This is a genomic window from Methylosinus sp. Sm6 (assembly GCF_019802345.1).
Classification (GTDB): Bacteria; Pseudomonadota; Alphaproteobacteria; order Rhizobiales; family Beijerinckiaceae; genus Methylosinus.
Genome location: NZ_JAINDZ010000064.1, coordinates 1 through 12377 on the forward strand (window position 1 = coordinate 1; position 12377 = coordinate 12377).

General features: G+C 56.7%; 11 protein-coding genes and 1 pseudogene. All 12 read right to left on the reverse strand.

Annotated elements, in window-relative coordinates; all coding sequences use genetic code 11:
- Nucleotides 1–1133: hypothetical protein (locus K3F48_RS22585; RefSeq protein WP_222577699.1), on the reverse strand; the 1133-nt coding region annotated here is incomplete at its 3' end.
- Between the two features lie 45 nt (nucleotides 1134–1178).
- Nucleotides 1179–1283, reverse strand: a pseudogene (locus tag K3F48_RS25060) (RHS repeat domain-containing protein); the annotation flags it as partial.
- Between the two features lie 128 nt (nucleotides 1284–1411).
- A complete protein-coding gene (locus tag K3F48_RS22595; RefSeq protein ID WP_222577700.1) occupies nucleotides 1412–2059 on the reverse strand; it encodes a DUF4304 domain-containing protein in 648 nt (215 codons plus the stop codon).
- A gap of 128 nt (nucleotides 2060–2187) precedes the next feature.
- Nucleotides 2188–4977: an RHS repeat domain-containing protein gene (locus K3F48_RS22600; protein ID WP_222577701.1), complete on the reverse strand. Its 2790-nt coding sequence runs from the start codon at nucleotides 4975–4977 to the stop codon at nucleotides 2188–2190.
- 35 nt (nucleotides 4978–5012) lie between these two features.
- Nucleotides 5013–5552 (reverse strand): hypothetical protein, encoded by a 540-nt coding sequence (locus K3F48_RS22605; protein ID WP_222577702.1) that lies wholly within the window; start codon nucleotides 5550–5552, stop codon nucleotides 5013–5015.
- Nucleotides 5553–5831: 279 nt separating this feature from the next.
- Nucleotides 5832–6110, reverse strand: a complete 279-nt coding sequence (locus tag K3F48_RS22610) for a hypothetical protein (protein WP_222577703.1) — start codon at nucleotides 6108–6110, stop codon at nucleotides 5832–5834.
- A gap of 20 nt (nucleotides 6111–6130) precedes the next feature.
- On the reverse strand, nucleotides 6131–6853 hold the full coding sequence (locus K3F48_RS22615; protein WP_222577704.1) for an RHS repeat-associated core domain-containing protein: 723 nt from the start codon (nucleotides 6851–6853) through the stop codon (nucleotides 6131–6133).
- Nucleotides 6850–7944 (reverse strand): hypothetical protein, encoded by a 1095-nt coding sequence (locus K3F48_RS22620; protein WP_222577705.1) that lies wholly within the window; start codon nucleotides 7942–7944, stop codon nucleotides 6850–6852. Before K3F48_RS22620 ends, K3F48_RS22615 begins: the two co-directional genes overlap by 4 nt.
- A 120-nt stretch (nucleotides 7945–8064) precedes the next feature.
- A complete protein-coding gene (locus K3F48_RS22625; RefSeq protein WP_222577706.1) occupies nucleotides 8065–8538 on the reverse strand; it encodes a hypothetical protein in 474 nt (157 codons plus the stop codon).
- Nucleotides 8539–8546: 8 nt separating this feature from the next.
- Entirely contained in the window at nucleotides 8547–10493 is a 1947-nt protein-coding gene (locus K3F48_RS22630; RefSeq protein ID WP_222577707.1) for an RHS repeat-associated core domain-containing protein, read from the reverse strand.
- 101 nt (nucleotides 10494–10594) lie between these two features.
- Entirely contained in the window at nucleotides 10595–11062 is a 468-nt protein-coding gene (locus K3F48_RS22635) for a hypothetical protein (RefSeq protein WP_222577708.1), read from the reverse strand.
- Between the two features lie 13 nt (nucleotides 11063–11075).
- On the reverse strand, nucleotides 11076–12377 hold a 1302-nt coding region (locus tag K3F48_RS22640; RefSeq protein WP_222577709.1), incomplete at its 5' end, for an RHS repeat-associated core domain-containing protein.

Genomic DNA, 12377 nt, shown 5'->3' on the forward strand with positions numbered 1-12377 from the left:
AGCCGCGTCACCCAGCCATTGGCGTCGAATGTCTGCGTCAGCCGCGCGCCATTGGCGGTGACGCGCGACAGCAGGCGTCCGGCAGGATCATACTGGTAATCCACCTGCGTATAGTCGGGATTTTGCAGCATCACCAGCCGGTTTGCCGCATTATAGACATAGCTCGTCTTCGAGCCCTGATAGGTGGTCTTGGCGAGAATATTGCCGACGCGATCATAGGCGAAGCTCAGCGCGCGGCCGCGGCTGTCGGCCTTGCGCGTCAGCCGGTTCAGAGTGTCATATTGCACCGTGTAGCTCACCGCGCCATTGGCGACGGCGTTGCGATTGCCGGCGGCGTCATAGCCGAATGTCTCGGCCGAGCCATCGGCGAGATAGTCGATGTGCGTCAGCCGATTGCCGGCGTCGAAGGTGGAGCGCGTCACCTCGCCGAGGCGGTTGGTCTTCTCATAGACATTGCTGGCCTCGTCCGGTCTATAGGCGATGGCCTTGCCCTTGTGATCGGTCTCGCCGACGAGCCGGCCGAGATCGTCATAGGCAAAGCGCCAGGTCTTGGCCTCGGCGTCCTTCACGCTGAGCCGGTCGCCGAGAAAATCATAGGCGAAGCTGGTCTCGCCGCCGAGCGCGTCGACGATTCGCGTCACCCGATCGAGCTCGTCATAGACGCGATATTGCGTGCAGCCATAGGTATTCTTCGGCTGCAGCCCGGCCTGCGCATTGGCGTCGATCACGCAGGTCGGATTGCCGTTCGCATCATAGAGGGTCTCTGTGCGAAAACCCTTGGCGTCCACCGTCGCCGTGCGGCGGCCGAGCGCGTCGAATTCGAAGACGGTCTTCTCGCCATTGGCGTTGACGACGCCGACGACATCGCCGCGCAGATTATAGACCGTCTCCGTGCGATAGAAGGTGGCGTCGATCACCGCGGTCCGCCGGTTCATCGCGTCATATTCGAAGCGCGTGGTGTGGCCTTCGGCGTCCAGCACGGCGATCACATTGCCGGCCTCGTCATAGCTGTAGCTTTTGACATTGCCGCCGGCGTCGGTCTCGGTCAGCACGCGGTCGGCGGCGTCGAAGCTGCGCGTGACGACGTCGCGCACGTCATATGTTCCGTCGCTCTTCTTGTAGCGATGCGTCACCTTCCAGAGCTGGCCATTGGCGTCGAAATTCTGGATGGACTCATTGCCGAGCGGATCGGTGATCTTGGTGATCCGGTCCAGCGCGTCATACTCATAGCGCGTGGTGAGATCGATCTGCGCAGCGCTGGCGGGGCCGGCGCGGCGCTTCAGCGTCTCGCTGGTCCGGCGGCCGAGGCTCTGTCATAGGCATAGGTCTTCGTCACCGTCACGCCGGAGGGCATGCCGACGATCTGCTCCTGGCTCACATTTCTGGGGTATGATCTCCCTATCGGTGGATCTTATAGAGATCCCGAGGATCGAGATTCCGCCTTTTTAACAGCGTCCTCATCTTCTTTGCTCCATCCTTTGGGAGGCCAGCTGCCTCCGGTGATCATAGTGCGCTTTGCGGCACCAGGCTCGCAGTGCGGATTATTAAAAATACTTAAATGAGAGCCGATGACGCCCTTGTTAAACCAGTTATCTACTTCTAGAAAGAGATGAATGACACGGTCTATTTCTTTTTTTGCCGCCGCTTCCGAGCCAATAATAGCGGCTTTGATCGCTGAAATTCCGAACCACCGAATTCGACAGTACGGCGATGGCGAAAGCCGCCCATTTACTACTAGCTGGTATATTTTTACATCATTTACAGGAACCTCCCGCCCGTAGGTATCTATAATACCCTCGGGCGGGGCCGAACCAAAGTTAATGATAAATTTTGGTCGGTGATACTGATCGAACTGCACATCCACCAAATCGTGCCGCGTGGATAGGACTCTACGAAAAACATAAGACAACCCACTTGAATCATTTGATTTTTCACGCGCAAACCCAACCGAACCTAAATACTCAGCAAAATCAGACTTTATGCCAGCTCGCAGCAATTTTGTTTTCGATACATGGCTGCTCGATTTTTTACTTGAGTATTTGCTTGATTGAGTTTCCATTGCCTTCTCGCTTGTTGTGGTTATCGGCATGCCTTATCATTTGCGGTACACCGACTGCGCCACGTTGGTGTTTGATTTGTTTGGATACAGAACAAATCCGCCTCCCGCAATACCACCTGCTATTGAACCTATAACGCCTGCTGTATTGATAACTTCCTCTCAGGTGTGGTGATCACTACACGGTAGTCAATTCCTCGCGCCGGCAATTCAACCTTGGCAAGTTTCTGCGGATCACTCAATCTCGGGTAACCGCTAGTCGAGTATTTCGACTCAACTAATACTTTTTCTCCTGTCAATACATTCTGTTTGATTTGATCAACACGAGTGAATGACTTCGAAAGATATATTTTCTGTTGCAGGCCGACAGGAATACGGCCTTGCCCTAAGCCTTTTATCCCAGCCCCTAGCTCGCCGATAATTTCCTTTGTACTCCTGCTTGCATTATTGAGGAATGCGCCAGCGGCTCTTCCACCGGCGATATTTCCTACTGCACCCAATGCAGCGGATACTCCGATGTTTGTATAGTTTATAGTCGAGAAATTCCCTCCGTTAGAGATTAGTTGAAGGCCGAGGTCAATTCCGCCGCCGATTAGTGCTCCAATGCACCATGGGCAGTTGCCTGCGGGATCATTCGCATTGACAGGGTTATTGCCCACATAGGCATAAAAATCAACATCCCCCGCGTCAAACCCCAGCGGGTCCTCCGAGATGAACCGCCCAATGGCCGGATCATAGTAACGCGCCCGGTAATAGTAAAGCCCCGCTCCATCATCCTCCCGCCCGGTGTATTTCAGCCGGCTCGGGCTCGCTCCCGTCGCGGATTGCACGCCGCCGAAGGCCGTGTATTTGAGCGATTGCCCGGTCCTGCCATTGTGCCCCGACAGCGCCGTGACGCTGTTCACCGGATCATGGTGATAGAGATAGGGCTTCAGCTTGCCGTCCGTATCCGTCAGCCACGCCGCCACCAGCTCGTCCGTGCTCGAGCCGCGGAAATATTTCGCCTTCAACGCGCTGCCCGAATATTCCGACTCCAGATGCTCGCCTTCGAGGAAGTAATCGCGCGTCCCCAGTGTCCCGCCGCTGCGGCCGATGCGATAGTCCAGCGGGTCGTAGACATAGGTCTCCGCGCCGACGCTCTTCACCCGCCCCTTGGCGTCCCAGGCGAGCGTCTTGGCGCCGACGCCGGTCTGGCTGGTCAGCCGCCCTTCGAAATCATGCGCGAATTTCGACTCCAGCACACCGCTGGTCGAGCCGATGCGGATCTCCGCCAGCCGATGGCTCCCGGACGCGTAATTGTAATAGCGCGTGTCGGCATTGGCGGTCAGCGCGCCCTTGGTGTAGGTCTTGCGATTGCCGACCTTGTCATAGGTGAACAATTCGTCATCGGCGCCGCCCGGATAATCGGCCGACGTCAGCCGATACAGCGCATCCAGCGTGTAGCTGGTCGCGCCGCTCGCATCGGTGCGTCCGGTGATATTGCCGACACGATCGCGCGTATAGCTCGTCTGCGAGATGCGCGCGTTCGCCGCATCATATTGCGACAGCCGCGTCACCCAGCCATTGGCGTCGAATGTCTGCGTCAGCCGCGCGCCATTGGCGGTGACGCGCGACAGCAGGCGCCCGGCAGGATCATACTGATAATCCACCTGCGTATAGTCGGGGTTTTGCAGCATCACCAGCCGGTTCGCGGCATTATAGACATAGCTCGTCTTGGAGCCCTGATAGGGGGTCTTGGTGAGGATGTTGCCGACACGGTCGTAAGTGAAGCTCAGCGCGCGGCCGCGGCTGTCGGCCTTGCGCGTCAGCCGGTTCAGAGTGTCATATTGCAGCGTGTAGCTCACCGCGCCATTGGCGACGGCGTTGCGATTGCCGGCGGCGTCATAACCAAAAGTCTCGGCGGAGCCATCGGCGAGATAATCCACGCGCGTCAGCCGATTGCCGGCGTCGAAGGTCGAGCGCGTCACCTCGCCGAGGCGGTTGGTCTTCTCATAGACATTGCCGGCCTCGTCGGGCTTGTAAGCGATGGCCTTGCCCTTGTGATCGGTCTCGCCGACGAGCCGGCCGAGATCGTCATAGGCAAAACGCCAGGTCTTGGCCTCGGCGTCCTTCACGCTGAGCCGGCCGCCGAGAAAATCATAGGCGAAGCTGGTCTCGCCGCCGAGCGCATCGACGATCCGCGTCACCCGATCGAGCTCGTCATAGACGCGATATTGCGTGCAGCCATAGGCGTTCTTCGGCTGCAGCCCGGCCTGCGCATTGGCGTCGATCACGCAGGTCGGATTGCCGTTCGCATCATAGAGGGTCTCTGTGCGAAAACCCTTGGCGTCCACCGTCGCGGTGCGGCGGCCGAGCGCGTCGAATTCGAAGGCGGTCTTCTCGCCATTGGCGTTGACGACGCCGATAACATCGCCGCGCAGATTATAGACCGTCTCGGTGCGATAGCCGGTGGCGTCGATCACCGCGGTCCGTCGGTTCATCGCGTCATATTCGAAGCGCGTCGTGTGGCCTTCCGCGTCCAGCACGGCGATCACATTGCCGGCCTCGTCGTAACTATAGCTTTTGACATTGCCGCCGGCGTCGGTCTCGGTCAGCACGCGGTCGGCGGCGTCGAAGCTGCGCGTGACGACGTCGCGCACGTCATATGTTCCGTCGCTCTTCTTGTAGCGATGCGTCACCTTCCAGAGCTGGCCATTGGCGTCGAAATTCTGGATGGACTCATTGCCGAGCGGATCGGTGATCTTGGTGATCCGGTCCAGCGCGTCATATTCATAGCGCGTGGTGAGATCGATCTGCGTGGCGCTGGCGGGGCCGGCGCGGCGCTTCAGCGTCTCGCTGGTCCGGCGGCCGAGGCTGTCATAGGCATAGGTCTTCGTCACCGTCACGCCGGAGGGCATGCCGACGATCTGCTCCTGGCTCACATTCAGGCCTTTGCTGCCCGACTGATAGGTGAGAGCTACTTTGCTTCTACAGATATAGCTCCTGCTTTAACAAAAAGCCACTCTAGCGCACCATATGCAACACCGCTATCATCTTTCAATAAAATGAAAACACCAATATTGTTTCTATCCTTAATATGCGCTCCCCACCAATACCATGATCTATGTTCGGGATAAAACCAATTTATCCAATTATTAAATGACCAACCCTTTTTTAACTCCGCTATTTTCTTTTCTTCATTCGGCAGTTTTCTCCACATATCAAGCCACTCCAATGCTTCTGCTTCTGACATTTCAGGTGAGAATGCTTCTGCTTCTGACATTTCAGGTGAGAATGCATCAATAAGCCAATCGGGCAGCTTATTACTCCACAATTCGATATTTGACCGAATGTGTATATTTTCTAAAACGCATATTAATGTATTTTTTACTTTTGATAAGACATTTTTTGCGTCGCCGTCCGTTTCTACAATCAACTCCAATATCACAGATTCGGGAGGCGCTTGATCCCGCGTCTTACCGTCATTCAAACGACCTATTTCTTCCTCAACCATCATTGCTACGTGCCTGACCAGAAAAAGGGTTAATCGGCCTCTCGGCCTTTGATTCCTTCGGTCTGCTACAACTCCGAGGAATTCGCGATGCCCTGGAACGAGGCGGATCGTCGCTAGTATGGTGTGATCCGCGCGCGTATTCAAGCGATATGTCGGATGCGGAATCCGCGGACCCGCCCGCTGCTGCCCGCGCCCAAGCGGCGCGGGCAGCAGCGCCTGCTCATGCGCAGGCCGGTCAGGCTCCCTCCTCAGAAACGTGAATTTCGAGTCGGGCTCTAAACCTCATTTCAGATAAACAGATCGATTAGCATTCGAATTTAATTTGTTAGGATAAAGCAAAAATCCACCGTTGGCTAGACCTCCAAAACCTGCGCCTAGAAGAGCGGATATCCCACTCGACAGCCGCCCAAAGCCTTCGCCAATTATTTCGCCAGTGCCTTGAACAATAGATGAATTAAGAGCTTCTATCTGAGGAAGCCTTAATCCAAATTGATTTGCCGCCTTTGTTGTGTCGACCAAAAACGGCAGCGAAGAAAATTGCCTAGCTAGATTTTCAGACACAGCAACGCTGTTGATATAATTTACAAATGACGACGCGACATCAAAGATTTAATTACAGAATCCTCCAAGCCCTGGCTTAGTCTCTTGTTTATAAATGACTGAGCCCTTGAAAAGGAACCAAAATTTAAGAACAGCGTGTTGACTCCAGATGCTATTACATTACCTGCGTTGTCGATATCGATTCTAGAATTAGCTGCGCCCTCAACTCTAAAGGCCTTTGTGCTTCCATATCCCGCGGTTGTAGCTCTGCTTATCGCACTAATCTCGCTTATTTTATTTGCTAGTCCAACACCTGCTGCGCCGAAAGCGGCGTCTATTCCTATAGCCGCCGGATCAAGAACGGTTCCGCCCGTAATTCCTCGAATAGCGCCACCAATTGCTACGCTTGAGAAGGCTCCGACACAGGAGGGAATCGCTATGCATCCGGCTGCCGCAGCGGCAATAACCGGAACGATCTCGCCAGAGGGGTCGTTGAAATTTATCGGATTATTTGTAGCGTAGACGTAGAAATTAACATCCCCCGCCGCAAACCCCTTCGGATCCTCCGAGATAAACCGCCCAATGGCCGGATCATAGTAACGCGCCCGGTAATAGTAAAGCCCCGCGCCATCATCCTCCCGCCCGGTATATTTCAGCCGGCTCGGACTCGCTCCCGTCGTGGATTGCGTGGCGCCGAAGGCCGTGTATTTGATCGATTGCCCAGTCCTGCCATTGTGTCCCGACAGCGCCGTGACGCTGTTCACCTGATCATGGTGATAGAGATATGGCGCTTCAGCTTTCCATCCGTATCGGTGAGCCACGCCGCCACCAGTTCATCCGTGCTCGAGCCGCGGAAATATTTGGCCTTCAACGCGCCGCCCGAATATTCCGACTCCAGATGCTCGCCTTCGAGGAAGTAATCGCGCGTCCCCAGTGTCCCGCCGCTGCGGCCGATGCGATAGTCCAGCGGGTCGTAGACATAGGTCTCCGCGCCGACGCTCTTCACCCGCCCCTTGGCGTCCCAGGCGAGCGTCTTGGCGCCGACGCCGGTCTGGCTGGTCAGCCGCCCTTCGACATCATGCGCGAATTTCGACTCCAGCGCGCCCGACGCGCTGCCGATGCGGATCTCCGCCAGCCGATGGCTCCCGGACGCGTAATTGTAATAGCGGGTGTCTGCATTGGCGATCAGCGCGCCCTTGGTGTAGGTCTTGCGATTGCCGACCTTGTCATAGGTGAACAATTCGTCATCGGCGCCGCCCGGATAATCGGCCGCCGTCAGCCGATACAGCGCGTCGAGCGTGTAGGCGGTCGCGCCGCTCCCGTCCGCGCGTCCAGTGATATTGCCGACACGATCGCGCGTGTAGTTCGTCTGCGAGATGCGTGCGTTCGCCGCGTCATATTGCGACAGCCGCGTCACCCAGCCATTGGCGTCGAATGTCTGCGTCAGCCGCGCGCCATTGGCGGTGACGCGCGACAGCAGGCGCCCGGCAGGATCATACTGGTAATCCACCTGCGTATAGTCGGGATTTTGCAGCATCACCAGCCGGTTTGCCGCATTATAGACATAGCTCGTCTTCGAGCCCTGATAGGTGGTCTTGGCGAGGATGTTGCCGACACGGTCGTAAGTGAAGCTCAGCGCGCGGCCGCGGCTGTCGGCCTTGCGCGTCAGCCGGTTCAGAGTGTCATATTGCAGCGTGTAGCTCACCGCGCCATTGGCGACGGCGTTGCGATTGCCGGCGGCGTCATAGCCGAATGTCTCGGCCGAGCCATCGGCGAGATAGTCGACGCGAGTCAGCCGATCGCCGGCGTCGAAGGTGGAGCGCGTCACCTCGCCGAGGCGGTTGGTCTTCTGCAACCATAGGCGTTCTTCGGTGGCAACCCGGCTTGCGCGTTAGCGTCGATCACGCAGGTCGGATTGCCGTTCGCGTCATAGACGGTCTTCTGTGCGATAGCTGTTTCCCGCCCGCTCTATCAATCAGTCCCAAATGATGCGCCAGACGCCAGAATCGCCTTTAGGGATCAGAGGGTTTGCGTGCCAACCACGGTCGTAGCCCTGCACCGCTCCGCTTGCATGAAGCATAGACGCCCAAGATCCAACATCGGAAGCGGATGCAGATGTCAAGAAAAACACTTTCTCGGCAAACGGCCATGTATCTTCGTACTGAAGAGCAGGTTCTATATCGAATATTTCAACGCGTATGTCCTTTACGTCTGGCCGTGAGCGAATGGACTTTAATGAGTTGAACAGGAACTGGATTCCCGGATGAGCGTTCAGAGCGGGGTCGTTCGACAACAAATTCACTGCTATCGATTCCTGGTCGTCATTCCCCTCAAAAAACTCCTCCAATGAAACCAATGGCAGGGGTGGAACGCATCCAACGTGATCAGGCGAAAGCCCTAATGCAAGAAGATTTGCCATGAGCGAGGCTTTCTTTTCGGTGTTAATCATGGGGTTCCCTACTTCGAATAGACTGCTTGCATAAAATTTGTGTTGAGTTTGTTCGGATACAACAGAAATCCGCCAGAGGCGCTCGGCTCCGCGTAGCCGTTGGTTGCTGCTCCAATTCCCTGATACCCTATGATTCCTCCGGCCGGAATAGCTAGATTGTAGAGCGAAGGTAATCCACTCTCCACCACTTTCATGGTCCCTTGCATCTCTGAAGGGAGTTGAGACATTGCATTTCCCATGCGCCCCATCAGAATACTTGGTACATCGGTCTTCGAAGCGACTTCGACCATATTGACTATTCCGTCGCTACCAATATTAAGTGCATCTGGACGCACGTTGGGCACTGTTCTGATCCCTGTAGTAGTACTCATCGCTCGATTCAGATATGTTGTGCCGCCGTTAGCTTTGCTCAGTTCCATCGCTTCATACATCGCTCTCTCAGCGTGGCCAGCTGTTCCAGTGACTTGTGCTTTCCCAACGATTGCCCCGGACTGCTCAACACTGGCGGCGGCGCGAATATTGGCAGCTTGTCTCGCAGCCAATCCGGATGCCAATCCCGACAGTCCCGCGCCGATCGCGAAATCGATTCCTGCCTGTTGCCAAGAATAGTCTCGGCCGGTTAGGAACGCCACCCCGCCGCCGATTGTCACGTTCGCTATTCCAGAGATTCCCGCGCGGGCGACGTTTGCGCAAACAGGGTTTGCAGCACAGGCGGCAATAGCGGGAATGATCTGGCCGGAGGGATCGTTATAATTGACCGGATTATTTCCGACATAGGCATAGAAATTGACTCCTGCGCCAAATCCCAGCGGGTCCTCGGAAATAAAGCGTCCGATAGTTGGATCATAATAGCGCGCCCGGTAATAGTAAAGCCCCGCGCCATCATCCTCCCGCCCGGTATATTTCAGCCGGCTCGGGCTCGCTCCCGTCGCGGATTGCACGCCGCCGAAGGCCGCGTATTTGGTCGCTTGCGTCGTCCTGCCATTGTGTCCCGACAGCGCGGTGACGCTGTTCACCGGATCATGGTGATAGAGATAAGGCTTCAGCTTTCCGTCCGTATCGGTGAGCCACGCCGCCACCAGCTCGTCCGTGCTCGAGCCGCGGAAATATTTCGCCTTCAACGCGCCGCCCGAATATTCCGACTCCAGATGCTCGCCCTCGAGGAAGTAATCCCGCGTCCCCAGCGCGCCGCCGCTGCGGCCGATGCGATAGTCCAGCGGGTCGTAGACATAGGTCTCCGCGCCCACGCTCTTCACCCGTCCCTTGGCGTCCCAGGCGAGCGCCTTGGCGCCGACGCCGGTCTGGCCGGTCAGCCGCCCTTCGAAATCATGCGCGAATTTCGACTCCAGCGCGCCCGACGCGCTGCCGATGCGGATCTCCGCCAGCCGATGGCTCCCGGACGCGTAATTGTAATAGCGGGTGTCTGCATTGGCGATCAGCGCGCCCTTGGTGTAGGTCTTGCGATTGCCGACCTTGTCATAGGTGAACAATTCGTCATCGGCGCCGCCCGGATAATCGGCCGCCGTCAGCCGATACAGCGCGTCGAGCGTGTAGGCGGTCGCGCCGCTCCCGTCCGCGCGTCCAGTGATATTGCCGACACGATCGCGCGTGTAGCTCGTCTGCGAGATGCGTGCGTTCGCCGCGTCATATTGCGACAGCCGCGTCACCCAGCCATTGGCGTCGAATGTCTGCGTCAGCCGCGCGCCATTGGCGGTGACGCGCGACAGCAGTCGTCCGGCAGGATCATACTGGTAATCCACCTGCGTATAGTCGGGATTTTGCAGCATCACCAGCCGGTTTGCCGCATTATAGACATAGCTCGTCTTCGAGCCCTGATAGGTGGTCTTGGTGAGGATGTTGCCGACACGGTCGTAAGTGAAGCTCAGCGCGCGGCCGCGGCTGTCGGCCTTGCGCGTCAGCCGGTTCAGAGTGTCATATTGCAGCGTGTAGCTCACCGCGCCATTGGCGACGGCGTTGCGATTGCCGGCGGCGTCATAGCCGAGAGTAGCGGCTACCCGTCATCAAAACGGACGGGTGCCGCTAAAATTTTCCCTCATCAGCGAGAGAAATAGGCCGTTATCGCAGCGAGTGCGGCAAAGGCTAGTATTATCACGAAATTTAGAAACCACTGCCGACACCGCATGGCTTTTTTGAGCTTTATGGCTAAAACGTCAGCTTTCTCCTTATCAGATTTGTCATCAGGGTGGAGGTAAGTTTCTGTTGGCGTCCGAAACGTTTCGAATTCATCGCCCCGCACTCGAGCATTGAGTTCGGCGGCGATTTCGATCATCATCTGAATCTCATTGTCTTCTGGATCTCTTATCCAAAGCTCTCCGTGCTGAAGCACGAACCGATACGGAGGCCCTTCGTCTCTGGAAACTACAAGATCCAATTCTCCACCCTTGAGACTGGAGGGCTCGATTCGCACGCCGTGCAGTCGTTCGGTCAGCTTTCTAAGCTCTTCGCTGTCAATTGGATCTGCTTTTCCTTGACGCGTTCGCAGGATCGTTAAATAGTAGGCCATGATATTTTACCCGTTATTTCAGGTACACCGATCGCGTAGTGCTGTTGTTTGATTTATTAGGATATATTAAGAATCCGCCATTAGCAGACTCCGAGCCGAATGCGCTTGATATGCCAAACTGAAAAACGCTCAGACCGGTGCCGGCGCCGGCCGTAAGCCTAAGAGTGTCAACTAAACCTTTTCCAGGTTCGTAGAGCAATGGAATGCCTTCGCCAAGCCCGAGTTTATTACTGTAGTCGTTCACATGTTTGCCCCATTGACCAGTGGTGGTGAGATCAGCCCAAACACGTTGTGCATTACCCCAGCTGAGGTCAGGCTGTCTGCCGCTGGCTCCGTTTGCGCCTTTGAAATAATTGTTAGCGGAACTGCTCAACATGTTTTCGCTTTTGAGCGTTGTGCCCACTTCGCTGTGAATAGCGCGGCCGATATCGGTTGGGCGCCCCACCGTGCTTGCCATGCGAGCGGCGTCATTTGCGACATTTGCGACCTTGGCGACATCCATGCCGACTTCCAGCGAGTTCTTGATCGAATTGCCGGCGCGTAACGCCGTGATAGCAGCACCCGCGCCGGCCGGCAAGAAAGGAACCGCTGTCGCGACGGCGTCGTAACTCAGGCCGAGCGCGTCAACAGCCGCCCATCCCCAATTGTGTTCTCGGATATTGGTCGTCAGGGAGTATGAGCCAAGTGCGATATTGAACAAGTCCCACGCTGTCTCGGCAATCTGCCCACTCGGATCATTCGCATTGACAGGATTGTTGCCGACATAAGCGTAGAAATTGACGTCTCCCGCGTCAAACCCCTTCGGATCCTCCGAGATAAACCGCCCAATGGCCGGATCATAGTAACGCGCTCTGTAATAGTAAAGCCCCGCGCCATCATCCTCCCGCCCGGTATATTTCAGCCGGCTCGGACTCGCTCCCGTCGTGGATTGCGTGGCGCCGAAGGCCGTGTATTTGATCGATTGCCCGGTCCTGCCATTGTGTCCCGACAGCGCCGTGACGCTGTTCACCTGATCATGGTGATAGAGATAAGGCTTCAGCTTTCCATCCGTATCGGTCAGCCACGCCGCCACCAGTTCGTCCGTGCCCGAGCCGCGGAAATATTTCGCTTTCAGCGCGCCGCCCGAATATTCCGACTCCAGATGCTCGCCTTCGAGAAAGTAATCGCGCGCCCCCAGAGTCCCGCCGCTGCGGCCGATGCGATAGTCCAGCGGGTCGTAGACATAGGTTTCCGCGCCGACGCTCTTCACCCGCCCCTTGGCGTCCCAGGCGAGCGTCTTGGCGCCGACGCCGGTCTGGCTGGTCAGCCGCCCTTC